We start from the raw sequence: 26,253 nt of genomic DNA on the forward strand, positions 1-26,253 counted from the left end.
GTTAAGTTTAAAAAAAAAGCGGCGCCAGAGCGCCGCTTCGGATCGGAAAACGCGTCAGGAAGCGTCCGCCGTGGTTTCTGGCAGTGACTCTGGCGGCTGCGGCGCAAAGCCACGCAGCCCCACAACGTGGACGTGTTCGCTGTTCTGGAACACTTTACGCACCAGCTTGTAGGTTGTCCCTTTTTCAGGACTGATGTTTTCCGGTGCCGCAATGATGAGCTGCATATCGAGACGTTCGCAAAGCTCAAACAGCGTGGCAATGGAGCGCGCATCAAGACGCGCAGCCTCATCCAGGAACAGCAGTCGGCATGGTGAGATGTCTTTGCCGCGCAGGCGACGCGCTTCGTCTTCCCAGCTCTGTACCACCATCACCAGAATTGACATACCGGTACCGATCGCTTCACCGGTTGAGAGCGCCCCGGATTCCGCACGCAGCCAGCCGTCTGAACCACGGTTAACCTCTACCTCCATTTCCAGGTAGTTACGGTAATCCAGCAGCTCTTCACCGATGGTTTGCGGCGTACGCTGGCCCATATCAATCTGCGGGTTCAGGCGCTGATACAGTTTCGCCAGCGCTTCAGAGAAGGTCAGACGGTTACTGTTGAACAGATCCTGATGCTGTTCGTGCTGCTCAGACAGCACTTCCAGCAGGGTGGCATGCGCTTCGCGCACGTTAACGTTGAGGCGCACGCTGTTCACCTGGCCAAACGACACGCTCTGCAGACCCTGGTTGAGCTGGCGGATACGGTTCTGCTCGCGCTGAATGGTTTTGCGGATGATATTCGCCACGCTGCGGGAGCTGATCGCCAGCTTCTGCTCGCGAGAGGTCAGCTCTTCCGTCAGACGCCCCAGCTCGATTTCCATCTGCTCAATGGCTTCGACCGGATCGTCGGTACGGATAATGTCCTGACGAATACGCTCGCGCAGGTGCTGGTAAACCGCCACAAAGAACTGGATTTTACGTTCAGGGCGTTTCGGATCCTCCGACATACGCAGCACGTCGCGCAGGTGTTCGTTATCCGCCACCGCCAGACGCAGCGCACCCAGCGCCTTATCCGACATGGAACGCAGCTCATCGGCAGAGAGATACGCCAGCTCGCGACGGTGCAGACGACGCTCAACGTTATTGTCTTTCACCATGCGCATTACCGCGCACCAGCCTGCCTTGGCGGTCACGACCTGCTCGCGCATCTCAAAGTAGTCGCGCTCCAGCTTGCGCAGGCGACGGGTCAGGTTATCCATTTCTGCTTCGCAGAAGGTCAGCGCTTTTTCCAGCTGATTGCGACGCGCGCGGTTATTGCTGAGCTGAGCATGCAGCTCGTCACGACGAATGCGCGCGCGCTCTTCCGCCCCGCTGTCGGCACGAACGCCGATATCCTGAAGCTCTTTCTGCAGGTCGTTTAACAGCTCTTTCTTGGTGTCGAAGGAGCTTTTCAGCGAGGCCAGCACCTGGTTGTACTGGTTCAGCTGAGCGGAGTGGCTGCGCATCGCTTCGCGGGCGCGGGTACGCTCCGCTTCCGCCTGCTCAAGGCGCTGACGCAGCTTTTCATTCAGATCGCTGTTACCGCTCAGCATTTCCGCCGAATCGGAGTAGCCGAAATGGGCGCGACGCTGCACCACTTCCGTCAGGGCAAACGCCTGCTGACGCGCTTCGCGCTGCACCTGCTGTGACCAGGCATAATCTTCTTTTAACTGCTCGAACTGTTCCGGGTCGCTCTGCAGGACAGAGACAACCGGCTCCAGCTTCGCCAGCTGATTGCCGTGCTGCTGCACGAAGCGCGCGGCTTCCTGCGCTTCATCCAGACGCTCCTGGATCTCATCCACGCGGTCGGCCAGCGTGTCGTCTGCCAGCAGATTCAGACGCGGCAGAATACGGTTAAGGGCCGCGACGCCCTCTTTTGCCTGCTCGAACTGGACGCGACTCTGCTGGTTGTCGCTTTCATGACTGGCAATCGCCCGCTCCAGCTCGCCACGGCGGGTATTGAGTTTGCGAATTTCCGCTTCAGGGTCGGCTTCGAAGGCCACGGCCAGATGGCTGCCGATAAAGCGGCTAAACGCCTGATGCAGGCGCTGGGTTTTCTGCACGTCAAACGACAGCGTCGCAAAACGTTCAGACAGCGTCTCACGCTCGGCGTGCAGGCTTTCGATGCGGCTTTCACGCGCGGCGCGGCCAAACAGCGGCAGTTCCGGGAAGCGGGAATAGCGCCACTGACGGTCGGCGATTTTCACCACCACCGCTTTTTCCAGCTCGTCGACGCTGAACACGCTGTCATCGAACGACTGCGGATCCCCTTCGATCAGGTAGAGATCTTCCGGGCAATCTTCCAGACCGGCAAGCTGCTCAGAAATCAGCGACAGATCCGGCACCACGATCGCGTTACGCGACGGGCCATACAGTGCCGAGAAGTAAGGCGCATCGTCCAGGCCGACATCGTCGTAAATCTCAGACAGCAGTACGCCGCCAAAACGCTCCGCCAGGGCATTGAGACGCGGGTCTTCCGCACCGCCCGGCTGGCTTAAGCGCTCAATTTCTTCGTCGACGTCACGCTTGCGCGCGCCCACTTCATCACGCTCAACAATCGCCTCGCGCTCGCGCTCCAGCAGCTGCTGCAGGTATTCGGTCACTTCCTGGCTGGATTCGAACTGCTCGCCGCACTGCTCACTGAGCTGGTTAAGGCTGCTCTGGGCCGCCAGCCAGACCGGGGCACGCTGCAGAAGCGCTTGCGAACGGGACTGAAGCTGTTCCAGCTCCTGACGCAGGGTCATACGCTGTTCGCTGGCGCTGGAAACCGTGTCTGAAAGCGCAGCGATACGCGCCTCGAGTTCCTGATGCAGGGCCTCAAGCTCGTCAAAATCGTAATGTTTGCCCTGACGCTTGCAGAATTCGGCCAGCAGACGCTCGGCCTCCTGCTGCTCGCGCAGGCGCTGTTCCAGCTCGTTCAGACGCATACGCAGCGGCTGAACCTGCTCGGCCAGATGGCGCTGGTTCACGCCGTCACGCAGCAGCTCGCGGGCAACGTCCCAGGCTTCGTTACGCGCCAGCGGGCCGTTAATCGCCACAACCAGCTGATAGGCCTGCTCAAACTGGCTGTGCGCCGTTTGGGCGACGCTCATTTTCTGTTCGAGGGACAGCAGTTTCTCAGTGGCTTCCTGCTCTTTGGCCTGGAAGGTATCCAGCCACTCGTCGGCGCTTTCCGGCGTCAGGTCTGGCAGATGGCACAGCTCTTTCGCGCGCTGTAAGGCCTGCAGTGCCTGGGTGTACTGGATCGCGCGCGTCTGCTGCACGTCCAGCGCCTGCTGATAATCGGCAAGCTGGCTTTTCAGCTCATCCACTTCCAGCTCGGCCGCTTCGGCGCGGGCTTCGTTCTCTTCCTGCATCTCGGCGGCTTCGGCCACCACTTCATTTTGCTCTTCAAGACGAATTTGCAGCTCGTCGAGGTCCGCTTCATAGCGCTCGATTTTCTCCTGCTGACGCAGCGCGGTCTGCACCAGGTTCAGGTGATCGCTGGCGGCCTGGTAATCGGCTTCCAGGTCACCTTCAGCACCGTTGTGCTCACCGAGCTCGCGCGCCATTTCGACGTGCTTGTACTGCTCGGCCACCAGCTGTTTGCGGGAGGTAAACAGCTCGCGGCGGTATTCTAATGCCTGATCGAGGTGGACGCGGCGCTCGTTGGCGTGGCGCATGTAGTCCGCCGCCACGTAGTTAGTGGCTTCGCTGATCAGGTGTTTAAACAGATCGCGGTCAGACTGGGTCACGCGAATCGCTTCCAGCGTCATGCGGTTTTCACGCAGCGCCGCCTCCATGTCCTGGAAGGCCTTACGCACGCCGCTGTTTTCCGGCAGCAGGTAGTCGCGCAGGGAGCGGGTAATGGCGCTGGAGATACCGCCGTACAGGGACGCTTCGATCAGGCGGTAGTATTTGCTACGGTCTGATGCGGTACGCAGACGACGCGCCACCACGCCGAGATCGAACATCAGCGAGTGGTAGTCTGTAATCGAGTTGAACTGTTTGAACTGCACGCCTTCGATCGCTTCGAGCTTATCTTTCAGCTCCTGCAGCGTCAGCACGCGCGCCTGGCGCTCGTTCAGGGTTTCCGTCAGCAGCGCCGTCGGCTGCACAGACGTTGGCAGCCCCTGGATGGCGAACGGTTTAATGTCGACTTTACGGTCGCGACCGGCAACCTGCTGCAGGCGTACGCCCACCACCACGCGCTGATGGCGGGAGTTAATGACGTCCAGAACCGAATAACAGACGCCGGCCTTCAGCTTACCGTGCAGGCCTTTATCACGGGAACCGCTTGTGGCCCCCGCTTCGGTGGTGTTACGGAAGTGAAGCAGCGTCAGATCAGGGATCAGCGCCGTGACAAACGCCGCCATGGTGGTGGATTTACCCGCCCCGTTACCGCCGGAGAGCGTCGTCACCAGCTCATCCAGATCGAACGTTCGGGCAAAGAAGCCGTTCCAGTTAATCAGCGTCAGTGAGCGAAATTTACCGCGTTCAATCATTACTCTTCCTCCCCGCTATCCGGCAGATTCTCTTCATGCTCATCATTGAGCTGCAAATGGTTTTCCACCGGCATCGCTTCACCGTCGCGGATCATGCGAAGCTGCGCTTCACGCGCGTCATCGCCCGCACGCACGTCGGCGCCGAAGCGGAAGACAGATTCCGTAATGCGGAATTTGCTGCTGTCGTGCCCCATAAACCAGACCATCCCCAGACGACGCAGACGGTTCAGGGAAGAGCGGACTTTTTCCTGTAATTTCTGACGATCGAGATCCGACCCCGTGGAGCGGTTGTTCACCAGCTTGAGCAGCTTGCTCTCATCTGCCAGCGTCAACAGCTCGTCGTAAAGTTCCTGCTGGGTGAAGATCCCTTCATTCGCCAGACGTTCCGGGCTGAGGTAGAGGTAGCAGAGAATTTTGCCGACCATCATATCCAGCTCGGAGAGCACGGAACGCGGAATCAGCGTCGTGGAGCGCGGGCGCAGGTAGAAAAACCCTTCCGGCGCGCGGATAAGCTCCACGTTGTAGCGGGCGTAAAACTCTTCCAGGTACTCCTGGAAGTCCATCAAAAAGGCGTGATTATCCAGCTCGTCTAAGCCAATGTGACGACCGGCACGCAGCTGGCTGTCCAGCGCCGGAAATAACGGATTCGCCAGCGCCTGTGCCAGCTTAACCGGCATCACTTGTTCAATATTTGTCAATGACATGCGCCTGTACCTTGGCTCCGTAATCGTTAATTGGCTGCCACTTCGGCGGCAGTCCGGTGAAATCGGCTTGCGCGATACCCAGGCGAACCGCCTGGTCTACCACAATGCGGGCAACGTCGAAGTGGCGCGCGCGAGGATATTGCGCCAGATAGTCGCGCACCACGAGCCCCAGATCCAGCGGAGCTTGTCTGGTTTTGTAGACCGCGAGCTGTTCTTCGATCATCGCCGCAAGCTGCTCGCGAATTTCGTTAAATTCTTCGTATTCCAGATCCGGCGGCAGTTCACCGGTTACCTCTTCATCACGCAATGCCATCTCTTCGTCGCGCATATCCAGCAGACGATCGGCATTGGCGTAGGTCAGCGCCCACGGCGCATCGAAATAGGTCTGCACCGACTGGCGCAGACGCTGGGCAAAGACGCGGTTTTTATCCATATCGATCGCGGTACGGATAAATTTATGCACGTGTCGGTCGTAGCCGATCCACAGGTCGATCGACTGCTGGCCCCAGCTGATGATGCGGTCCAGTTTACTCTGCAGGTCGAACACCAGACGGTCGATAAAGTGCAGATCGTCGTGTGCCAGCGTCGCGTCCTGGATGCGCAGCAGGTTCGCCTGCAGCTTATCCCCTGCGGCTTCCAGCGTATCCTGCAGCTCACGCAGCGTACCGGAGGTTTCTGACAGCAGAAGTTCACAGCTTGAGATGGCTGCACGCCAGTCTTTATTCAGCAGCTGTGCGATATCGTCTTTGACCTGCTGCTGCTGTTCGTCCATCAGGCGCTGGGTCAGATCGATACTGTCGAAGATTTCCGCCACCGAGTATTTCAGCGGTGCATAGACGTTTCGGTGCCAGTGGAATTCGTCACCGTCTTCATCTGCCGCATCGGCGGCGCGCTTAAGCTCACCGGCCACGATCGACAGCTGCATGGACAGACGCAGCGTGGAAAATTCGCGCTGGCGAATGTAGTAATCGGTGATGCCGATGCCCAGTGGCGTCAGGCGATAGATGGCGTTTCCTTCCGCCTGCTCGCTGGTAAAGCGGTTCAGCAGACGTTGACGCACCATATCGTTAATTGCGTTATTGGCACGCACGCTAATGGTTTCGCTGGTTTGCTCAAACGCATCACTGACATGGCGGAACGCGTCCACCAGTTCACCCTCGCTCATTTCCCCATCCAGCCGCTCGCCGTTCAGCGTGGCAACCGCCAGCAGGAAAGAGAGTCTGTCTACCGGCAGCGAGATGGAGAAATCGTTTTTCCTGGCCCAGGCAACCAGTTCGGGGACTGTCTGGGAAAATTCACTCATAGGTTATCCTTGCATCTGCGGCTTGTGCGCGGTGACGTGAATATAGCGGCCAAGGCTGACAAAAGGCTCCTGGCGGCAATACCGCGTTTCCAATTCTGTTAAGGTGTCAAAACAGTCACGCTGTTTGTGTTTTTCACGCAGATAATCATGAAACACCCTGACGCCCGTCTTCCCGACAATCTGCCAGCCAATCGCTTCCAGCCAGCCATAGACCTGCTGTGGATCGCGCGGATAGTCCGGGGAAAGCGTGCGTTTTTTCTTTTTGGGCATCCCGACCTGAACATAGTCGAAGTTTCCCGCAACCATATTGTGCATCAGGAAGCCGTTAGCATTGTAGAACATCAACGACAGCGTGCCGCCCGGGCGCAACATCGACCACAGGGTTTGTAACACGCTTAGCGGATCGGCAACCCACTCCAGCACCGCATGAAACAATATCAGATCAACCTGGGTTTCCAAATGCTGTGCGATGTCCTGAGCGGCGCATTGTATAAAATGCATGTTATCGCTCACACCTTTCTCTTCTGCCGCACGCGTCGCGCGGGCGACCATTTCAGCAGAAAGATCGCAAAGCGTGACGTGATGACCGCGTTCCGCCATTTTTATGGCCGTCTGCCCTTCACCGCCTCCGGCATCCAGTACGCGCAACGTTTGACCACCAAAGGTAGCCAGAATGGTGTCCAGATCCTGCCAGAGGATCGTCTGACGGAGCTGCCCTTTCGTGGTGCCATAAATGTTGCGCGAAAACTTTTCCGCGATGTCATCAAAATTGCGATCCCGCATTGGGAGAGTTCCACTCGCTAACTGCAAAACCGCTATTTTGTCACACCCGCGCGGAGAATGAACCTCTCTGGTGTAATATCACCGTCAATCACCTGCTATATGGTCAAAAAAGGAACCAAAAAGGATGCTTTTTACCCTTAAGAAATACATTGGAGGGATGATGCTTCCCCTTCCGCTGCTGCTCATCATCATCGCGCTGGGGCTGGCGCTGGTGTGGTTCAGTCGCTTTCAGAAGAGTGGCAAAACGCTGATCACGTTCGGCTGGTTGGTCCTGCTGCTGCTGAGCCTGCAGCCGGTCGCGGATGGTCTGTTACGCCCCATCGAAAACAGGTACCCGACATGGCAGGGAAATCAGAAAGTGGCGTACATTGTTGTGCTGGGCGGTGGATATACCTGGGATCCTGACTGGGCCCCCAGCTCAAACCTGATCAACAACAGCCTGCCGCGGCTAAACGAAGGCATTCGCCTCTGGCTGGCGAATCCGGGATCAAAAATGATCTTTACCGGCGCGGCGGCCAAAACGAACCCGGTGAGTACGGCGGAAGCGGGCGCCCGGGTCGCGGAATCACTCGGCGTACCGCGCTCCTCAATCATCACATTGGACAGCCCAAAAGATACTGAAGAAGAAGCTGCCGCAGTGAAGCAGGCGATTGGTGAAGCCCCGTTCTTACTGGTGACCTCCGCCTCGCACCTGCCACGCGCAATGATTTTCTTTGAAAAACAGGGCCTGCACCCGCTTCCCGCACCGGCGAACCAGATGGCCATCGACGCGCCGCTTAATCCGTGGGAGCGGGTAATCCCCTCCCCTATGTGGCTGATGCATAGCGATCGCGTCGGTTATGAGACGCTCGGACGCCTCTGGCAGTGGCTGAAAGGTTCCTCAGGCGAGCCAGGGCAAGAGTGATTTAGTCGCCAGATCGAAGTTTGCGCGATTAAAGCGTCCGGTGTTAACCAGCTGCGCAACTTCGTCCCAGAGCAGGTAGAGCCAGCGCCGCCAGAGAAACGCTTCCGCAACGGGGGCGCGTTGAAGGTAATGCCACAGTAAACCTTCCGCCGCCCCGCTGTCGCTGAGCCTGAACAGCTCATATTCGCGCGGAGCCCAGAGCATGATCCCCGGCCCCACCATCGCCAGAAGCTGATCGCTGCGGGGGTCTTTCAGCATACTGCGCAGGGTGAAGTTACCGTGGATCAGCACGCAGTTATCGTTAAAACCTTCGAACAGCGCCGGTAAACACTCCCGGGTGCGAAAGAGAATACGTTTGTCCTGCATGGTTAAACCGGTATTGTTGAACTGGTTAAGCGTTCCCCACAGCACTTCAACCCGCTGGCGATACCACAGCGGCCAGAGATTTTCCTGAGTGCTGTCGACCGGCCCGACAAGTCCGCGGCTATCCTGACGGTGCCACGCCAGCAGCGCCTCGACAATCTGGTCTTTTAGCTGTTCCCAGCGTTCCGGCGTTCGCGCGGGCGCTTCAACGGGTACACCACGTAAACGTTCAATCAGCAGTACGTCCGGGCCGGGGTGTTCCTCATGGGTCATCACGCCGTACACCGTTGGCATACGCACGGTTCCCTCCCGCGCCAGCATCGACATTTTCCATGCAAGCTGCCTGGCAACGCCGGGTGACGTGAAACTCCGTGCCATCAGCGGCATTGGGTTACCCTCACTGTCGTACAACGACCAGAGCGCGGTATCGGCTTTTTCACTCACGCATTCGACCCGGCTTAACTTTTCACCCAGCAGATGGCTAAGTTCGGCACGCAGCTGTTCCATATGAGATTACCCCCATTAAGACTACTGCTTTTATAATGAGCGTCCTTAATGAAGATGTCACCCGGAAGAGATCAATCAGGAAAAAGAAAGTGAAAAATAAACCGGAGAGTGCATCTCTCCCAACGGAGAGATGCCGGTAAGATTAACGCAATTCAGCGCGAACGCGCTCAAGATCTTCAGGGGTGTCTACGCCCGTGCCGGGGACTTCCTCAGCAACGGCAACGTGAATTTTCTCGCCGTACCAGAGCACGCGGAGCTGCTCCAGCATTTCGATATGCTCCAGCGGACTCGGGGCCCAGGCCACATAGCGGCGAATAAAGCCGGCGCGATAGCCGTAGATCCCAATATGACGCAGGAAGGTATCACCGATGGTCTCTTTAGAAAGCGCAAAGCGATCGCGATCCCACGGGATCGTGGCGCGGGAGAAATAGAGCGCATAGCCTTCCGCATCCATGACGACCTTCACCGCATTCGGGTTGAAAGCTTCTTCTGCATGATGAATGGGTACCGCCAGCGTGGCCATTCCGACCTGACGCTGCGCCAGGTTTTCGGCCACCTGACGGATAATGACAGCGGGGATCATCGGCTCGTCACCCTGCACGTTTACGATAACCGTATCATCACTGAAACCGCATTTCTCAACCACTTCCGCCAGACGCTCGGTGCCGGACTGGTGATCTGCGCGGGTCATGCATACCTCACCGCCTGCCGCCTCAACCGCACGAGCGACATCCGGATGATCGGTGGCAACAATCACGCGGTCAGCACCGGATTCACGCGCACGCTCAAGGACATGCACAATCATCGGCTTGCCATTGATATCCACCAGCGGCTTACCCGGCAGACGGGTTGAAGCGTAACGCGCAGGAATAATGACAACAAAACTCATGGTTTGCTCTCTTCTGCCACCAGGGAACGGGCTTCGTTTTCCAGCAATACCGGAATACCGTCGCGCAGCGGGAAAGCCAGGCTGTCCAGCTTGCAAATGAGCTCTTGTTTGTCCTGGCTGTAGTAGAGTTTGCCGTTGCATACCGGGCAGGCAATAATTTCAAGTAAACGGTGATCCATAGTTCCTCCGTATGGGTAATCGCTAAAGCTTAACACATTCCTTTTTCAGGGCGTGCCTGTTTCCCAGCCACTTCGACAGGATGTAAACAATCCATCAGGTACCCGGCCCAGCGTCACGTCGTCGGCCCCCTGCCAGCGCGCGAATTCGCTAATGGCGGACGTTAACCCTTTTTCCAGGCTCGCCGTCACCCTGACGCCCTCTTGCAAATAAAGCGCAATGATTTCAAGCGTGCCGGTCTTGCGGTGCATTTTGGCATCCATGCGCCCGACCAGCTGCCCCTTATGCAGGAGCGGTAAAACAAAGTAGCCATACTGGCGCTTTGGGGCCGGGGTATAACATTCCAGCCGGTAGCTGAAATCAAAGAGCTGTTCGGCGCGTTTTCTGTCCCAGACGACCGGGTCGAAAGGCGACAATACCGCGCTGTGGGTCGCCTGCAGTTTCCCCTCCAGGGCCTGAGGCAATAGCGGGAGGAGATCCGCATGTAGCCACATTTCGCCCAGCGTTTCCACGGTAACGGGAATGACGCGCTGTTCGCGTTGCCACATGTCCAGCAGCGGTTTCAGCGCGGGCTGGCGCAGGCGATAGTAATCTGCCAGCCATTGCGTGCGAAAAATCCCCAGACTACGGGCGCTGTTTTCTAACATAATGGCCTCGGCCGCCTCCTGGGTAAGCAGGTCGCGCTCGTCGTCCCAGTGGGGCATCACGCGATGCGTGAGGTCGTAGACACGCTGAAAATTACGCCGCTCAATCACCATGACTTTGCCTGAGGTAAACAGGCCTTCGAGATGACGCTTGTGCGGCTTCCACTCCCACCAGCCGCTTGTACCTTTGCGCGGGTGTTCAAAATCGGCGGAGCGTACAGGACCGTTTTCCTGAATATGCGCGATGAGCTGCTCTATTTCAGCCGCATGTTCCTGCATCAACGCCTGCCGGTATTTCCAGCCCATCTTTTCCGGCGCAAGCATACGGTGACGCACAAGGGCAAAATCGCTGCGGGGAAGGAAGCAGGCTTCGTGCGCCCAGTACTCCATCAAGTCCCCCTTGCTGAGCGCCTCATCCAGCCACTGAGAAGGATAGCTCCCCAGGCGGCTGAACAGCACCAGGTAAGGGCTACGTGCCACAATATTAATGGTGTCGATCTGGAGTAGCGACATGCGCTGTACGGTAGAGAGAATATCGGCAGGCTGCGCGCGGCGGCGGGGCTTTTTGAGCAGCCCCTGCGCGGCAAGGTGGAGATTACGTGCGGCTGAGAGCGAGAGTTGCGGTAAAGACATGCGTTTTCCTGTCAGTCAAAGCGCCACCAGAACCGCGTAAGCCTTTAGTGCACCAACGCAATCAGTTCCTTGAGCAAATGTTCCGGCTGCTCACCGCTGAGTTCGGCGTCAACCGGCAGATACCACCAGTTATCTTTCGCAAAGGCGCGGCATTTCACCGCATCTTTTTCGGTCATGATCAGCGACTGCCCGGGTACGGTCAGGGCAGCGACCTGCCCTTCCACCAGCGCCTGGTGGTCGGCCAGCGGAACGCGTTTTTCCAGCCGGGCACCACACTGTTCCAGCGTCGCGAAGAAGCGCGGCGGATGACCAATGCCCGCCATCGCTACCAGTGAAGGCAACTCTGAAACCGACCGGCGTTCACCCGTCACCAGGTTGATTGCCAGACCCGGCTGCAGGTGCATCGGGATTTCACCCGTTTTCGCCTCACCACCGTTCACGATCACCGCATCCACGGACGTCAGACGCGAAGCGCGTTCGCGCATGGGTCCGGCAGGTAACCACCAGCCGTTCCCAAAACGGCGAACCCCGTCGATGACCACAATCTCTTTATCTCGCGCCAGGGCATAATGCTGCAGACCATCGTCAGTGATAATGATCTGTACCGCATGTTCGGCAAGCAGGGCCCGGACGGCATCGCTGCGCACCGGGGAGACCGCAACAGGGGCGCCAGTACGCTGGAAAATCAATACCGGTTCATCACCCGCTTCAGCCGTCGTGGTTTCCGCCGTCAGCAACAGCGGGTAATGCGCCGCTTTACCACCATATCCCCGCGATACCACGCCCGGGCATATACCGCGCTTTTGCAACTGCTCCACCAGCCAGATCACCACCGGCGTTTTGCCGTTGCCGCCCGCAGTAAGATTACCGACAACCACAACGGGCACCGGCGCGCGCCAGGCCCGCTTCACCCCAAGACGATAAAGCAGGCGGATAATGCCGCTCACCAGGCCGTAGAGCCAGGAGAGCGGCAAAAGCAGCAGCCACAGCGGGGATTCACCGGACCAGATGCGTGCAATCATTCGCCGAACTGCATCTTATGAAGCTGAGCGTAAACGCCGCGGTGTTCCAGCAGATCAGCATGGCTTCCGCGTTCAACAATGACCCCATCCTCAACCACGACGATTTCATCAGCCTGCTCGATAGTCGACAGACGGTGCGCAATCACCAGCGAGGTGCGGTTCTTTTGCAGCTCATCCAGCGCCGACTGAATCGCGCGTTCAGATTCCGTATCCAGCGCAGAGGTCGCTTCGTCCAGGATCAGTATCGGGCTATCGCGCAGCAGCGCTCGGGCAATGGCGATACGCTGACGCTGCCCACCGGAGAGCAGTACACCGTTCTCGCCGATGATGGTATCCAGACCGTTATCCATCTTGTTGATAAAGTCCATCGCGTAGGCCATACGTGCGGCGTTCTCAATCTGCTCGCGGCTGTACTCTTCAGTGCGTGCATAAGCAATATTGTTTGCCACGGTATCGTTGAACAGGTGCACGTTCTGGGAGACCAGCGCCACCTGGTTACGGAGCGACTGCAGGGTATACTCCCGCAGATCGTGACCGTCTAACAGAATTTCACCTTCGTCAATGTCGTAGAAACGGGTGATCAGGCTGGCAATGGTCGATTTACCCGAGCCGGAACGGCCTACCAGCGCAACGGTTTTCCCCGCCGGAATGGTCAGGTTGATATTGCGCAGAGCCGGTGTTTCACGACCAGGATAGGTAAAGGTCACATTGCGGAACTCAACGTCACCGTTCGCGCGCTCAATGACGCGTTTGCCTTCATCTTTTTCCTGCTCGGAATCCAGAATGCTGAACAGGGTCTGACAGGCCGCCATCCCACGCTGGAACTGGGCGTTGACGTTTGTCAGTGATTTCAGAGGACGCATCAGGGCGATCATTGAGGAGAAGACCACGGTGATGGTACCCGCCGTCAGCGTCTCCATGACGCTCGGGAAGCTTGCCGCATACAGAACGAACGCCAGCGCCAGTGAGGCAATCAGCTGAATAATCGGGTCGGAGATAGAAGAGGCCGAGACCATTTTCATCCCCTGCAGACGCATTTTGTTGCTCACTTTATCAAAGCGTTTGGTTTCAACGTCCTGACCACCAAAAATCAGCACTTCTTTATGCCCTTTCAGCATCTGCTCTGCACTGGTAGTCACCTGCCCCATCGTATTCTGCATATTCTTGCTGATATTACGGAAGCGTTTTGAGACGACGCGGATAGCAATAGAAACCACCGGTGCCAGAACGATAAGGATGAGCGACAGCTGCCAGCTGTAGTAGAACATCATCACGAACAGGCCGATAATCGAGGCGCCCTCGCGCACAACGGTAATCAGCGCGCTGGAAGAGGAAGAGGCAACCTGCTCGGAGTCGTAGGTGATCCGCGACAGCAGCGTCCCGGTTGACTGCTTGTCAAAGAACGCAACCGGCATGCCCATCATGTGACTGAACAGCCGACGGCGCATGGTCATCACTACTTTCCCGGATACCCAGGAAATGCAGTAGCTGGAGATATAGCTGGTGATACCGCGTAAGATCATCAGTCCGATAACCACCAGAGGCATCCATAGCAGCACTGAGCGATCCGTTTTACCAAAACCGTCGTCCAGTAACGGTTTGAGAAGCGATAGCATAAAGGTATCGCTGGCTGCGTTGAGGATTAACGCTACACCCGCCACGATCAAGCCTGCTTTAAAAGGGGCAATCATCGGCCAGAGTCGGCGGAACGTTTGCCACGTGGAGAGATCTTTGTCGTTATGCATTCAAAAAACCAGCATTGTTGAAATAGCCGCATATTCTACCCGTTATCGACGGGCGCGCCAAACCACTGATGATACCAACGTGGTAAAATTTGCTCTCGCAAGCGCCGGATTTGCCAGTGATGTTGCGAGAATGTCACCGATATTTGTCCTGAATGAGGGGTATCGTGCCAGATATACCCCTCTTTTCGATAACGTCGAACGACTTTTGCCGACGGGAAGTGCCATGCGTTATAACGGGCCGCAGAATCCAGGGCGATTTGTCCTTCCACCCGCTGTACCAGCGGCAATGAAGACGAGGTATTGCTGCCATGATGGGGGACCTGTATGAGCGTGGCCCTCAGATGACGCCAGTAATGGCTAAGCATAGCCTGTTCCGCCTGCACTTCAATGTCCCCTGTTAGCAGAACGCTTTGCTCCCCGTCGTCCACCTTTACCACACAGGAATGGTTATTCCCCTGGGCCGGGTAATTTTCAGGAGGCCAGTGGACGGTAAAGGTTAATTCCTGCCATTCCCATTTCTGCCCACGAAAACAAGGGCGGTGCCCCGTCCTGCGTAACGGGCTTCTTATCCATATGTCCGGCCATGCTTTTTGCAACGACGCGAGGCCTCCTGCATGGTCGAGGTGTTCATGACTGAGAATCACTCCTTCTGGTCGTAGGTGATGCCAGCGAAGCCAGGGAATAATTAACCGCTGCGCGCTGTCTCCGTCCGGCCAGGCGAGCCCGGTATCAAAGAGAATGGCTTTTCCCTGCCTTTCAATGACCATGGACAGCCCCTGCCCCACGTCCAGCATATGCAGCGTCCAGCTCTCGCTTTTTGCCGCTCGCCAGAGGGGAAATGTCAGCAGGACACTGCCTGCAAGACAAACGGCAGGAACGGTTTTCCAGGCACGAAAACGCCAGGCAATAATACTCAACCACGGCAGTAATGCCAGGGCTTGCCAGCGCTGGTCGACATTCTGCCAGCCATCTGGCAGGCGCATCAGTAGCCAGAAGAGTCCCGCAAGCGACTTATCGGCGGCAAACCAGATGGCACTTTCTACCGCAGCCAGCGGTAGCAAATGGAGCAGCATACCGAGCAGGATCAGCGGGACGGAGACAAACGTTACCAGGGGAACGGCAAAGAGATTCGCGACAAGGGAGGAGAAGCTGAAGCCATGGAAAATCAGAACCTGTAACGGCATGAGCAGCAGCAACATCCCGACCTGCAGATAAATCAGGTTCAGTAGCGGCCGCATCCGTCGTGTCCAATTCCAGTCGGGAAGAGGCAGCCACTGAAACCAGAAAATCAGCGCGGCGACGGCAAAGGCTGACAGAACCAGACTCTGCGAAAGTACGGCCAGGGGATCGTTAATCAGTATCGCCGCGATGCAGCAGCTCCAAACCTGCCAGGGAGACCATTGACGGCCAGTAATCCGCAACAGAACAAGCACCGCAAGGGCGATGATCGTCCTCAGCGCAGGCGGTTGCAGACCGGTAAGCCAGGCGTAGAAAGCAGCAAAGAACAACCCGGCAAGGAGAGGCATTTGCCAGTGGACGCGGTGGCTGGGTAATAAGAACTGGAGTCCACGTGCAAGTAACCAGACGAGAGAGGCTGCCAGCGCGATATGCAGACCCGAAATCGCCATCAGATGCAGCGTGCCGGTTTCCCGCATGAGATCTTTTATTTCCCGGGGCACATCCAGACGTTCACCCATTCCCAGTCCCAGGATAACCGCCCCCCAGCGGTAAGCCGACAGTCGGTTTTGCAGCGACATCAGATATTGCGCTCGCAGGCTGCAGCGCCCGTCGACGAGTTCCGCACGGGTGAAGCGCCCGCTCAGCGTTTGATGTCGGGCAAAAGCGCTGCGCTGCGAATCATAACCGCCGTCGTTGAGTTCGCCGTGTGCAGGCCTGAGCCTGAGCGTCACGCTCCAGCGCTGCCCTGCACACGCCTTTTGCGGCAGATAATTGCCATACAGCGTTACGCCGGTAGAGGCCCACCAGCGCTTGCCATTGACGCTTAGAATGCTTCCCTGATGTTGAGTGGCGCCGTCGGTCGCGGTGAGCTCTATCTCAGCCTGCACGGCCCCCGTTGTTAAATGCTGCATCGGCCAGACGCTCTCCTGCGCGGCCAAAATGCCCCAGGCAAAAAATAACAGCGTCATACCCGCATACTTCAGTCGACTGTTTTGCCATGCAGCAAGCGCTAGCCCGCCAGCCATCATTACCCAAACGGTGTTGGGGGAAGGCAGTTCAGGTAACCAGAGTAACGGAACTATCGCCAGAATGGCGCAGATGCTAAGCGCGGGAATTCCCATTGCTACCTCCCTGTTTCAGGGTGGCAGTATGCGAGCAGGCTGAGCGGTCGTCAGGTGTGAAGAATACGATTTACGGCAAGCGCAGCAAGGTATTTAACGGGTTGCAGAAAACGAAACGGAAAATGCGGGGCACCTTCAGAAAGAAAGCGACGGGTACAAAAAAAGCACCCGCAGGTGCTTTCTTTCGAACCCAGTTTAACCGGCTGGCTAAACTCAGTTGCCGTAAATATTGGCGCGATCGCGCAGTTCTTTACCCGGCTTAAAGTGTGGAACGTACTTACCTTCCAGTTCGACTTTATCGCCAGTTTTCGGGTTACGCCCGGTACGTGGAGCACGATAGTGCAGAGAAAAACTACCGAAACCGCGGATTTCAATGCGCTCGCCCTGGGCAAGAGTGGAGGCCATATGCTCCAGCATCTCTTTTACGGCATCTTCCACTGCCTTGGCAGGGATATGCGGTTGCTGACTGGCAAGTCTTTCAATCAATTCTGACTTGGTCATGATTCCTCCGGTTCCTTTCAAACCAATTAGCTGAACAGCTCATTAAACAAGGGCGGCCGTAGCCGCCCTTTGTTATTGATTACAGGACGAATCCTGTAATCTGTCAAGTTTGCTCCTCATCCTGCGCGCTGTAAATGCGTTACAGCACAAATGATGCTGAGAACCTGATATTACTCGCCTTTAGCTGCTTTGAAAGCTTCAGCCATTGCGTTGTTAGAGAAGTTTGCATCTTCCTGTTTGTTAACAGTTGCGATCGCATCTTTCTCATCAGCTTCGTCTTTAGCACGAACAGACAGGCTGATTGCACGGTTCTTACGGTCAACACCGGTGAACTTAGCTTCAACGTCGTCGCCTACGTTCAGAACCAGAGTGGCATCTTCAACGCGGTCACGGGAAGCTTCAGAAGCGCGCAGGTAACCTTCAACGCCGTCAGCCAGTTCTACGGTTGCGCCTTTCGCGTCAACTGCAGTGACTTTACCGTTTACGATTGCGCCTTTCTTGTTCAGTGCAACCCAGTTGTTGAACGGATCTTCTGCGAGCTGTTTAACGCCCAGGGAGATACGCTCACGCTCTGCGTCAACCTGCAGAACAACTGCAGCGATTTCGTCGCCTTTTTTGTATTCACGAACTGCTTCTTCGCCTGCAACGTTCCAGGAGATGTCAGACAGGTGAACCAGGCCATCGATGCCGCCGTCCAGGCCAATGAAGATACCGAAGTCAGTGATAGACTTGATTTTACCTTCAACACGGTCGCCCTTGTTGTGGGTTTCCGCGAACTGCTGCCATGGGTTGTTTTTGCACTGCTTCAGGCCCAGGGAGATACGACGACGTTCTTCGTCGATATCCAGAACCATCACTTCCACTACATCACCAACGTTAACAACTTTGGATGGGTGGATGTTTTTGTTGGTCCAGTCCATTTCGGAAACGTGCACCAGACCTTCAACGCCTTCTTCGATTTCAACGAAGCAGCCGTAGTCAGTCAGGTTGGTTACGCGACCAGTCAGTTTAGTCCCTTCTGGGTAACGCTTAGCGATAGCTACCCATGGATCTTCGCCCAGCTGTTTCAGGCCGAGGGATACACGAGTACGCTCGCGGTCGAACTTCAGCACTTTAACAGTGATTTCGTCGCCCACGTTCACGATTTCGCTTGGGTGCTTAACGCGTTTCCACGCCATGTCGGTGATGTGCAGCAGGCCATCAACGCCGCCCAGGTCAACGAATGCGCCGTAGTCAGTGAGGTTCTTAACGATACCTTTGACTTCCATGCCTTCCTGCAGGTTTTCCAGCAGCTGATCGCGTTCTGCGCTGTTTTCGGATTCGATAACGGCACGACGGGAAACAACAACGTTGTTACGCTTCTGGTCCAGCTTGATTACTTTGAACTCAAGCTCTTTGCCTTCCAGGTGCAGGGTGTCACGAACTGGACGAACGTCTACCAGAGAACCTGGCAGGAACGCACGAATACCATTCAGCTCAACAGTGAAGCCACCTTTAACTTTGCCGTTGATAACACCGACCACAGTTTCAGCTTCTTCGTAAGCTTTTTCCAGCGTGATCCATGCTTCGTGACGTTTCGCTTTCTCACGAGAAAGCAGGGTTTCACCGAAGCCGTCTTCTACTGCGTCCAGAGCAACGTCAACTTCGTCGCCAACCTGGATTTCCAGCTCGCCCTGGGCGTTTTTGAACTGCTCTGCCGGAATGGCGGACTCAGATTTCAGACCGGCGTCAACCAGTACTACGTCTTTGTCGATAGCAACAACAACACCGCGAACGATGGAACCCGGGCGGGTTTCGATTTCTTTTAAGGATTCTTCAAACAGTTGAGCAAAAGATTCAGTCATGTTTAATCTTCAGGTTAATATTAACGTCCACCTGGCTCCATGCCGGATGGGGTTGTTTCACATACCCGCCGTCAATCCATTGCAGCGGGGGTACTGCTAAATCGGTCGCGATTACGCGAGTGCCAGTTTTTGGCGCGCATATTGTAGCGCTTTTTCAATCACTTGCTCAATAGTTAAACTGGTTGAATCCAGAACTAATGCATCTTCTGCTGGAACAAGTGGGGCGACGGCGCGGTTACGATCGCGGTCATCGCGCTCTTTTATCTCGGATAAAAGGCGATCAAAGTTAACACTAAACCCCTTTTCCTGCAACTGAAGCATGCGGCGTTGAGCGCGTTCTTCCGAAGAGGCGTCAAGGAAAATTTTCACAGGTGCATCAGGGAATACCACGGTTCCCATATCGCGTCCGTCCGCGATCAAACCCGGTGCTTCACGGAACGCGCGCTGACGACGTAACAGCGCCTCACGAACGCGCGGGAAGGCCGCTACCTGAGAGGCCGCATTTGCCACTTCCTGAGTACGGATTTCCCCGCTCACGTCTTCCCCTTCAAGGATGACTTCCAGGTTGCCATTGGTCGACACGAAACGCACATCAAGATGCGCAGCCAGCGGAACCAGCGCTTCTTCTGACGCCACGTCCACATGATGATGCAGCGCAGCCAAGGCCAGCACGCGATAGATTGCTCCCGAATCTAAAAGATGCCATTGCAATGCTTCCGCCATCGCTTTGCACAGAGTCCCTTTCCCTGCGCCACTCGGCCCGTCAATGGTGATTACCGGGGCAATTGCCGTCATCTTTTTCTCCTTAAATAAGGCATACCGTTTACATGAACGCCGCGCATTATACGCGTCAACGTGCGCAACTGTTACCTTTGCGTGCAAATTACGGATTGATTGAAGCAGAGTGTAGAAGAAATGAACGGAAGTGTTCGTCAGGAAGCGTAAGGAAATGCCGCATCAGGTGATGCGGCAAGCGTCATCAGGCCAGCGTGCTAATGCGTGCCAGCTGTTCAAAGTAGTCCGGGAACGTTTTCGCCGTACATTTCGGATCGAGAATGGTCACAGGCGTGTCGGACAGTGCCACCAGCGAGAAGCACATCGCCATACGGTGATCGTTGTAGGTGCCGATCTCGGCAACCTGCAGTTTTGCAGGAGGCGTGACGCGAATGTAGTCTTCGCCCTCTTCCACCTCAGCACCGACCTTACGCAGTTCGGTCGCCATCGCAAACAGACGGTCAGTCTCTTTTACGCGCCAGTTGTAGATGTTACGCAGCGTGGTGGTGCCTTTTGCAAACAGCGCCGCCGTGGCAATGGTCATCGCCGCATCCGGAATATGGTTCATGTCCATGTCGATGGCCTTCAGCTCGCCGTGAGTACAGGAAATGAAGTCATCACCCCAGGTCACAACCGCGCCCATTTTTTCCAGCACGTCCGCAAAACGAATGTCACCCTGCACGCTGTTGCGACCAATACCGGTCACCTTCACGGTACCGCCTTTGATCGCGCCTGCAGCCAGGAAGTAAGATGCCGACGAGGCGTCGCCTTCAACAAGATAGCTGCCCGGAGACTGGTACTGCTGCGCCCCACGCACGACAAAACGCTGATAAGACTGGTTTTCCACCTCAACGCCGAAGGTTTTCATCAGGTGCAGCGTGATATCAATATACGGTTTGGAGACCAGCTCGCCTTTAATCGTGATAACCGTATCCTGCGGCGCCAGCGGCGCGGTCATCAGCAGCGCGGTCAGGAACTGGCTGGAAACGCTGCCGTCCACCTCGACGTGACCGCCGGTAAAGCCCCCGCGCAGACGCAGTGGCGGATAATTTTCCTGCTCCAGATACTCGATCTGCGCGCCGCCCTGACGCAGGGCATCCACAAGATGGCCAATCGGACGCTCTTTCATGCGCGGCTCGCCGGTCAGCACAATGTTGTTGCTCCCCAGACACAGGGCCGCCGCCAGCGGACGCATCGCGGTACCCGCGTTGCCCAGAAACAGCTCAAGCTCTTCACCCGTCTGCAGCGCGCCGCCGTTGCCGGTCACTTCGCAGCGGGTACGATCGTCGGAGAGAGTGTAATGAACGCCCAACGCTTTCAGCGCATTGAGCATATGGCGCACGTCATCGCTGTCCAGCAGGTTTGTAAGGACGGTGATGCCGTTTGCCAGTGCTGCCAGCAGCAGAGCGCGGTTCGAGACACTTTTTGAACCAGGCAGATTAATGGTGCCATCTACCCGCGCGATAGGTTGTAACGTCAGGGATTCCATGAAAACTTAACTCTCAACTCAACATAATAAAAACCCCGCAGCAGGGCTACGGGGGTGAAAACAGCGCGATTAACCGTGGCGACGTTCGAAGTCGATCATGAAATCGGTCAGCGCTTTAACGCCTTCCAGCGGCATCGCGTTATAGATGGAGGCACGCATGCCGCCCACGACACGGTGACCTTTCAGCGCGTGCAGGCCGGCCGCGAAGGACGCTTCCAGGAACATTTTATCCAGGTTGCTGTCCGCCAGCTGGAACGGCACGTTCATGCGGGAACGGTTAGCTTTCGCCACGTCGTTGCGGTAGAAATCGCTCTTGTCGATCACGCCATACAGCAGTTCGGCTTTCTGCTGATTCACTTTGTCCATCTGCGCCACGCCGCCGTTTTGCTTCAGCCATTTGAAGACCAGGCCGGAGAGGTACCAGGCAAACGTCGGTGGGGTGTTGAACATAGAATCGTTGTCGTTCAGCACGGTGTAATCAAGAATGGACGGGCACGATGTATGCGCTTTACCCAGCAGATCTTCACGCACGATAACAATCGTCAGGCCTGCAGGGCCGATATTTTTCTGCGCGCCCGCGTAGATCACGCCATAACGGCTGACGTCAATTGGTGCAGACAGAATGGTGGAGGAGAAGTCAGCGGCAACCACGATGTCTTTACCGAAGTTCGGCGTCTCGTCGATGGCAATCCCGTCAATGGTTTCGTTCGGGCAGTAGTGCAAATACGCTGCGTTATCAGAAAGCTGCCATTCGCTCATTGGCTTCACGGCGCGCAGGCCGTCAACGGTCACTTTGGCGTCAATCACATTCGGCGTGCAGTATTTGTGCGCTTCTTTCACCGCACTGGCCGCCCAGTAGCCTGCGTCAACGTAGTCTGCCGTCGTTTTATCGCCCAGGATGTTTAGCGGTACGCCTGCAAACTGGCCGCGCCCGCCGCCGTGACAGAACAATACTTTGTAGTTCGAGGGAATATTCAGCAGATCGCGAAAATCCTTTTCTGCCTCTTCCGCCACCTGAATAAACTCTTTACCCCGGTGGCTGATTTCCATCACCGACGTTCCCAGACCGTTCCAGTCACAAAGTTCCTGTTGAGCCTGTTTAAGCACGTCTGCCGGTAACATTGCCGGACCTGAACTGAAATTAAAGACTTGAGCCATTTCCCCTCACCACGCTAAAAGCCATAAGTTATAACTGTGGATATCGGTTTTATCATTCAGTGACACGCGCCGCAATGTCTAAAACTTATGACCCGTGAAATGTGCCCCGCGTCACACAAAACAATCTGCCGCCTCGCCAGGACAAAACCGACAAAATGGCTGTCAGGTGATGCGTTTAGCCCGGCTAACCTTCGTCCATTCCGGATTTGCACAGCGGGGGCATAATTGACGATCCCCCGGCTGCATCGCGACGACATGGCTACATCTCACGCAGGCATACTCGCCTGACTCAGGTACGGTTCTGAAACGCTCGACCAGCATATCCGGCAGGATGCACAGTCCCGGCCTCACCTCATCGTCAGAATAGTAATAGACGCTGATCTGCCCGTTGGTCTCCATGATCGCCAGACGCACCTGCCCGAGCTGTTCCACGCTGTTGAGGCGTAGCTCCATAAAGAACTCAAACTCGGTCATATTGGCGCTCTGAACGTTTTCCCAGGCTAGCTGACCGTCCTCGACGATAACGACCGGCTTCCCTTCAAGCAGATCTTCCAGCTTTTCACTTTTCGACATCAGCCACATGACAAGGCGGTAAAGCAGCGCCAGTGTGACAAAAACGATAAATACCGGCACCATCGGCACATCATCATAGAAGGCGACATCCCCCGCCGCGGAACCCAGCGTCAGGATGATCAACACTTCAAAAAGCGACATCTGCCGCACGCCGCGACGACCGGTGATTTTAAGAAACAGGAAGACCAGAACGAAGGTATACAGACTACGCAGCGCCACTTCGCCTAAAAATTCAGGAGGGACTTTATCAAACGCCATCCGCTGGAGATCGAATGCTTTCATTTTTCTATGCCTTAACAGTGAGTTACTGACAATAAGAATAGCCCAGTCTTTTATTTTCGCCGGAGATAGCACCCGTCACACAAAACCCGTATCATTGCGCGCTTTACGTACGATAAAAGTGAACGCCATGACTCAAACGTTTATCCCCGGCAAAGACGCCGCTCTGGAAGATTCCATCGCTCGCTTCCAGCAGAAACTGACCGACCTGGGTTTTAACATCGAAGAAGCCTCCTGGCTCAATCCGGTGCCTCATGTCTGGTCTGTGCATATTCGCGATAAAGACTGTGCCCTGTGCTTTACCAACGGTAAAGGCGCGACAAAAAAAGCGGCACTGGCCTCCGCGCTGGGTGAGTATTTTGAGCGTCTGTCCACCAACTATTTCTTTGCTGACTTCTGGCTGGGCGAAACCATCGCCAACGGCCCGTTCGTTCACTATCCGAACGAAAAATGGTTCCCGCTGACCGAAGACGATGAACTGCCGGAAGGAATTCTCGACGCGCGCCTGCGTGCCTTCTACGATCCGGAAAACGAACTGACCGCCAGCATGCTGATCGAGCTGCAGTCTGGCAACGACGATCGCGGTATTTGCGCCCTGCCGTTTACCCGTCAGTCTGACGAGCAGACCGTCTATATCCCGATGAACATCGTCGGCAACCTGTATGTGTCTAACGGCATGTCCGCCGGTAACACCCGCAATGAAGCGCGCGTGCAGGGGCTGTCTGAAGTCTTCGAGCGTCATATCAAAAACCGCATTATTGCCGAATCCATCAGCCTGCCTGAAATTCCGGCAGAGGTGCTGGCGCGCTACCCGGGCGTGGTGGAATCCATCGCCAAGCTGGAAGCAGAAGGTTTCCCAATCTTTGCGTATGACGGCTCGCTGGGCGGCAAGTATCCAGTGATCTGCGTCGTGCTGTTTAACCCGACCAACGGCACCTGCTTCGCCTCCTTCGGTGCGCACCCGGACTTCGGCGTAGCGCTGGAGCGTACCGTCACCGAGCTGCTGCAGGGCCGTAGCCTGAAAGATCTCGACGTGTTTACGCCGCCAACGTTTGACGATGAAGAAGTGGCCGAGCATACCAACCTCGAAACCCACTTCATCGATTCCAGCGGCTTAATTTCCTGGGATATGTTCAAGCAGGACGCGGACTATCCGTTCGTGGACTGGAGCTTTGCCGGTACCACGGAAGAAGAGTTCGCGACGCTGATGGCGATCTTTAACGCGGAAGACCAGGAAGTGTACATTGCCGACTACGAGCATCTTGGCGTTTACGCGTGCCGCATCATCGTGCCTGGCATGTCTGATATCTATCCGGCGGAGGACCTGTGGCTGGCAAACAACAGCATGGGCGCGCATCTGCGCGAAACGCTGCTGGCTCTGCCGGGCAGCGAATGGGAGAAAGAAGATTATCTGAACCTGATCGCCCAGTTGGACGAAGAAGGCCACGATGATTTCACCCGCGTACGCGAACTCCTGGGCCTGGCGACCGGTAAAGACAACGGCTGGTACACCCTGCGCATCGGTGAGTTGAAAGCGATGCTGGCCCTGGCGGGCGGCGATCTGGATCAGGCCCTGGCCTGGACCGAGTGGACCATGGAGTTCAACCAGTCGGTCTTCTCTGCCGAGCGCACCAACTATTACCGCTGCCTGCAAACCCTGCTGCTGCTTGCACAGGAAGAGGATCGCGAACCGCTGCAATATCTGAATGCTTTCGTGCGTATGTACGGCGCTGAGGCCGTTGAAGCAGCCAGCGCAGCCCTGAGCGGCGAAGCGCCGTTCTATGGCCTGCAGGCTGTTGATAGCGATCTGAAAGCCTTCCCGGCGCATCAGTCACTGCTGAAGGCCTACGAAAAGCTGCAGAAAGCAAAAGCCGCTTACTGGTCAAAATAAGCGCACATAACATTACCAGCAGTAGGCGTATTCAATCGTCTGGGCTATATTACGGGGCAATTTCATTGCCCCTTTTTTTATTTCCTTCGGCAATGATTGTTGATTGTAATAATAAAGTTAAACACGGGTAAATATAATAATATTGATCTGGGCTTTACTGTTACTTTTTATGGTTAATACTCCATATTAATTAACTGATAAAGAGGTGGCTGAACGAAAAAATTCAACTCTTTTCATAACTTTTAAAATTTATTTTTATACGGATAATCAAATACTTACTCCGCATTTGCTGTAAATCCATACACACTGCGGGCCTATAAGCCAGGCGAGATATGATCTATATCAATTTCTCTTCTATAATGCTTTGTTAGTATCTCGTCGCCGACTTAATAAAGAGAGAGTTAGTGTGAAAGCTGACAACCCTTTTGATCTTTTACTCCCTGCTGCGATGGCCAAAGTTGCCGAAGAAGCAGGTGTCTATAAAGCAACGAAACACCCGATGAAGACGTTCTATCTGGCGATCACGGCTGGTGTGTTCATCTCTATCGCTTTCGTCTTCTACATCACCGCCACTACCGGTACTGCCGGAATGCCTTTCGGCATGGCCAAACTGATTGGCGGCATTTGTTTCTCACTGGGTCTGATTCTTTGCGTTATTTGCGGCGCCGACCTCTTCACCTCAACGGTGCTGATTGTCGTGGCAAAGGCGAGCGGAAGAATTACCTGGGGTCAGCTGGCACGTAACTGGCTTAATGTTTACGTGGGTAACCTGGTTGGCTGTCTGCTCTTTGTTTTGTTGATGTGGCTTTCTGGCGAGTACATGACCGCCAACGGTGGCTGGGGCCTTAACGTCCTGCAAACTGCCGACCACAAAATGCACCACACATTTATCGAAGCCGTTGCTCTCGGCATCCTCGCGAACCTGATGGTCTGCCTGGCTGTATGGATGAGCTACTCGGGTCGTAGCCTGATGGACAAAGCCTTAATTATGGTTCTGCCGGTTGCGATGTTCGTTGCCAGCGGCTTTGAGCACAGTATCGCGAATATGTTCATGATCCCAATGGGCATTGTTATCCGCGACTTTGCGAGCCCGGAGTTCTGGACCGCAGTTGGTTCATCCCCGGAAAGTTTCTCTCACCTGACTATTATGAATTTCATTACTGATAACCTGATCCCTGTCACTATCGGGAACATTATCGGTGGGGGTTTGTTAGTTGGGTTGACATACTGGGTCATTTACCTGCGTGGCGACGATCATCATTGA

Annotated in this window: 20 protein-coding genes; 3 read left to right on the forward strand and 17 right to left on the reverse strand. The window is 55.8% G+C overall.

Going from position 1 to position 26,253, the window contains the following annotated elements; all coding sequences use genetic code 11:
• Window positions 1-54 precede the first annotated feature (54 nt).
• From mukB to cmoM, 4 genes are read right to left on the reverse strand one after another with little or no spacing between them, the layout of a single operon-like run.
• Window positions 55-4,506, reverse strand: a complete 4,452-nt coding sequence (gene mukB / locus C6A40_RS08750; protein ID WP_025912942.1) for a chromosome partition protein MukB — start codon at window positions 4,504-4,506, stop codon at window positions 55-57.
• Entirely contained in the window at window positions 4,506-5,210 is a 705-nt protein-coding gene (mukE, locus tag C6A40_RS08755) for a chromosome partition protein MukE (protein ID WP_008499954.1), read from the reverse strand. The genes mukB and mukE overlap by 1 nt, the downstream gene beginning before the upstream one ends.
• Complete coding sequence (gene mukF / locus C6A40_RS08760) at window positions 5,191-6,513, reverse strand: chromosome partition protein MukF (RefSeq protein ID WP_008499955.1); 1,323 nt, start codon at window positions 6,511-6,513, stop codon at window positions 5,191-5,193. The genes mukE and mukF overlap by 20 nt, the downstream gene beginning before the upstream one ends.
• Before the next feature lie 3 nt (window positions 6,514-6,516).
• On the reverse strand, window positions 6,517-7,296 hold the full coding sequence (cmoM, locus tag C6A40_RS08765; RefSeq protein WP_008499956.1) for a tRNA uridine 5-oxyacetic acid(34) methyltransferase CmoM: 780 nt from the start codon (window positions 7,294-7,296) through the stop codon (window positions 6,517-6,519).
• Window positions 7,297-7,420: 124 nt separating this feature from the next.
• Between cmoM and elyC the strand changes: the two genes are divergently transcribed.
• Entirely contained in the window at window positions 7,421-8,200 is a 780-nt protein-coding gene (gene elyC / locus C6A40_RS08770; RefSeq protein WP_008499957.1) for an envelope biogenesis factor ElyC, read from the forward strand.
• Here elyC and C6A40_RS08775 read toward each other — a convergent pair.
• From C6A40_RS08775 to C6A40_RS08835, 13 genes are all read right to left on the reverse strand, one after another.
• The gene (locus tag C6A40_RS08775; protein WP_008499958.1) at window positions 8,177-9,070 is read right to left on the reverse strand and encodes a YcbJ family phosphotransferase; all 894 of its coding nucleotides are present in this window, start codon (window positions 9,068-9,070) and stop codon (window positions 8,177-8,179) included. The genes elyC and C6A40_RS08775 overlap by 24 nt on opposite strands.
• Before the next feature lie 142 nt (window positions 9,071-9,212).
• Window positions 9,213-9,959, reverse strand: a complete 747-nt coding sequence (gene kdsB / locus C6A40_RS08780; RefSeq protein ID WP_008499959.1) for a 3-deoxy-manno-octulosonate cytidylyltransferase — start codon at window positions 9,957-9,959, stop codon at window positions 9,213-9,215.
• Window positions 9,956-10,138, reverse strand: a complete 183-nt coding sequence (gene ycaR / locus C6A40_RS08785) for a protein YcaR (protein ID WP_006174474.1) — start codon at window positions 10,136-10,138, stop codon at window positions 9,956-9,958. Before ycaR ends, kdsB begins: the two co-directional genes overlap by 4 nt.
• Window positions 10,139-10,183: 45 nt before the next feature.
• The gene (locus tag C6A40_RS08790; protein WP_114191261.1) at window positions 10,184-11,413 is read right to left on the reverse strand and encodes a winged helix-turn-helix domain-containing protein; all 1,230 of its coding nucleotides are present in this window, start codon (window positions 11,411-11,413) and stop codon (window positions 10,184-10,186) included.
• A gap of 44 nt (window positions 11,414-11,457) precedes the next feature.
• Window positions 11,458-12,435: a tetraacyldisaccharide 4'-kinase gene (gene lpxK, locus C6A40_RS08795; protein WP_023327025.1), complete on the reverse strand. Its 978-nt coding sequence runs from the start codon at window positions 12,433-12,435 to the stop codon at window positions 11,458-11,460.
• On the reverse strand, window positions 12,432-14,180 hold the full coding sequence (gene msbA, locus C6A40_RS08800; protein ID WP_008499963.1) for a lipid A ABC transporter ATP-binding protein/permease MsbA: 1,749 nt from the start codon (window positions 14,178-14,180) through the stop codon (window positions 12,432-12,434). The genes lpxK and msbA overlap by 4 nt, the downstream gene beginning before the upstream one ends.
• A gap of 35 nt (window positions 14,181-14,215) precedes the next feature.
• Complete coding sequence (locus tag C6A40_RS08805) at window positions 14,216-16,480, reverse strand: ComEC family protein (RefSeq protein ID WP_045334142.1); 2,265 nt, start codon at window positions 16,478-16,480, stop codon at window positions 14,216-14,218.
• Window positions 16,481-16,693: 213 nt separating this feature from the next.
• Window positions 16,694-16,981, reverse strand: a complete 288-nt coding sequence (gene ihfB / locus C6A40_RS08810) for an integration host factor subunit beta (RefSeq protein WP_008499965.1) — start codon at window positions 16,979-16,981, stop codon at window positions 16,694-16,696.
• Between the two features lie 170 nt (window positions 16,982-17,151).
• Complete coding sequence (gene rpsA / locus C6A40_RS08815; protein ID WP_008499966.1) at window positions 17,152-18,825, reverse strand: 30S ribosomal protein S1; 1,674 nt, start codon at window positions 18,823-18,825, stop codon at window positions 17,152-17,154.
• A gap of 111 nt (window positions 18,826-18,936) precedes the next feature.
• Window positions 18,937-19,620 (reverse strand): (d)CMP kinase, encoded by a 684-nt coding sequence (gene cmk, locus C6A40_RS08820; protein ID WP_008499967.1) that lies wholly within the window; start codon window positions 19,618-19,620, stop codon window positions 18,937-18,939.
• A 184-nt stretch (window positions 19,621-19,804) separates the two neighbouring features.
• Window positions 19,805-21,088, reverse strand: a complete 1,284-nt coding sequence (gene aroA / locus C6A40_RS08825; protein WP_045334141.1) for a 3-phosphoshikimate 1-carboxyvinyltransferase — start codon at window positions 21,086-21,088, stop codon at window positions 19,805-19,807.
• Between the two features lie 69 nt (window positions 21,089-21,157).
• Window positions 21,158-22,246 carry a 3-phosphoserine/phosphohydroxythreonine transaminase gene (gene serC, locus C6A40_RS08830; protein ID WP_045334140.1) on the reverse strand — a complete coding sequence of 363 codons (1,089 nt, stop codon included), beginning with the start codon at window positions 22,244-22,246 and terminating at the stop codon, window positions 21,158-21,160.
• A 162-nt stretch (window positions 22,247-22,408) separates the two neighbouring features.
• Entirely contained in the window at window positions 22,409-23,101 is a 693-nt protein-coding gene (locus C6A40_RS08835) for a DUF421 domain-containing protein (RefSeq protein WP_023343682.1), read from the reverse strand.
• Between the two features lie 127 nt (window positions 23,102-23,228).
• On the opposite strand from C6A40_RS08835, the gene ycaO reads away from it, so the two are divergent.
• Complete coding sequence (gene ycaO, locus C6A40_RS08840) at window positions 23,229-24,989, forward strand: 30S ribosomal protein S12 methylthiotransferase accessory factor YcaO (protein WP_045334184.1); 1,761 nt, start codon at window positions 23,229-23,231, stop codon at window positions 24,987-24,989.
• A gap of 406 nt (window positions 24,990-25,395) precedes the next feature.
• Window positions 25,396-26,253 (forward strand): formate transporter FocA, encoded by an 858-nt coding sequence (focA, locus tag C6A40_RS08845; protein WP_008499974.1) that lies wholly within the window; start codon window positions 25,396-25,398, stop codon window positions 26,251-26,253.

The organism is Enterobacter sp. GER_MD16_1505_Eko_090 (assembly GCF_003331015.1).
Classification (GTDB): Bacteria; Pseudomonadota; Gammaproteobacteria; order Enterobacterales; family Enterobacteriaceae; genus Enterobacter; species Enterobacter roggenkampii.

What these genes read in the sequence shown, in the direction of transcription:
- mukB (WP_025912942.1), bottom strand. Translation starts at nt 4,506, where the DNA reads ATGATTGAACGCGGTAAATTTCGCTCACTGACGCTGATTAACTGGAAC.
- mukE (WP_008499954.1), bottom strand. Translation starts at nt 5,210, where the DNA reads ATGTCATTGACAAATATTGAACAAGTGATGCCGGTTAAGCTGGCACAG.
- mukF (WP_008499955.1), bottom strand. Translation starts at nt 6,513, where the DNA reads ATGAGTGAATTTTCCCAGACAGTCCCCGAACTGGTTGCCTGGGCCAGG.
- cmoM (WP_008499956.1), bottom strand. Translation starts at nt 7,296, where the DNA reads ATGCGGGATCGCAATTTTGATGACATCGCGGAAAAGTTTTCGCGCAAC.
- elyC (WP_008499957.1), top strand. Translation starts at nt 7,421, where the DNA reads ATGCTTTTTACCCTTAAGAAATACATTGGAGGGATGATGCTTCCCCTT.
- C6A40_RS08775 (WP_008499958.1), bottom strand. Translation starts at nt 9,070, where the DNA reads ATGGAACAGCTGCGTGCCGAACTTAGCCATCTGCTGGGTGAAAAGTTA.
- kdsB (WP_008499959.1), bottom strand. Translation starts at nt 9,959, where the DNA reads ATGAGTTTTGTTGTCATTATTCCTGCGCGTTACGCTTCAACCCGTCTG.
- ycaR (WP_006174474.1), bottom strand. Translation starts at nt 10,138, where the DNA reads ATGGATCACCGTTTACTTGAAATTATTGCCTGCCCGGTATGCAACGGC.
- C6A40_RS08790 (WP_114191261.1), bottom strand. Translation starts at nt 11,413, where the DNA reads ATGTCTTTACCGCAACTCTCGCTCTCAGCCGCACGTAATCTCCACCTT.
- lpxK (WP_023327025.1), bottom strand. Translation starts at nt 12,435, where the DNA reads ATGATTGCACGCATCTGGTCCGGTGAATCCCCGCTGTGGCTGCTGCTT.
- msbA (WP_008499963.1), bottom strand. Translation starts at nt 14,180, where the DNA reads ATGCATAACGACAAAGATCTCTCCACGTGGCAAACGTTCCGCCGACTC.
- C6A40_RS08805 (WP_045334142.1), bottom strand. Translation starts at nt 16,480, where the DNA reads ATGGGAATTCCCGCGCTTAGCATCTGCGCCATTCTGGCGATAGTTCCG.
- ihfB (WP_008499965.1), bottom strand. Translation starts at nt 16,981, where the DNA reads ATGACCAAGTCAGAATTGATTGAAAGACTTGCCAGTCAGCAACCGCAT.
- rpsA (WP_008499966.1), bottom strand. Translation starts at nt 18,825, where the DNA reads ATGACTGAATCTTTTGCTCAACTGTTTGAAGAATCCTTAAAAGAAATC.
- cmk (WP_008499967.1), bottom strand. Translation starts at nt 19,620, where the DNA reads ATGACGGCAATTGCCCCGGTAATCACCATTGACGGGCCGAGTGGCGCA.
- aroA (WP_045334141.1), bottom strand. Translation starts at nt 21,088, where the DNA reads ATGGAATCCCTGACGTTACAACCTATCGCGCGGGTAGATGGCACCATT.
- serC (WP_045334140.1), bottom strand. Translation starts at nt 22,246, where the DNA reads ATGGCTCAAGTCTTTAATTTCAGTTCAGGTCCGGCAATGTTACCGGCA.
- C6A40_RS08835 (WP_023343682.1), bottom strand. Translation starts at nt 23,101, where the DNA reads ATGAAAGCATTCGATCTCCAGCGGATGGCGTTTGATAAAGTCCCTCCT.
- ycaO (WP_045334184.1), top strand. Translation starts at nt 23,229, where the DNA reads ATGACTCAAACGTTTATCCCCGGCAAAGACGCCGCTCTGGAAGATTCC.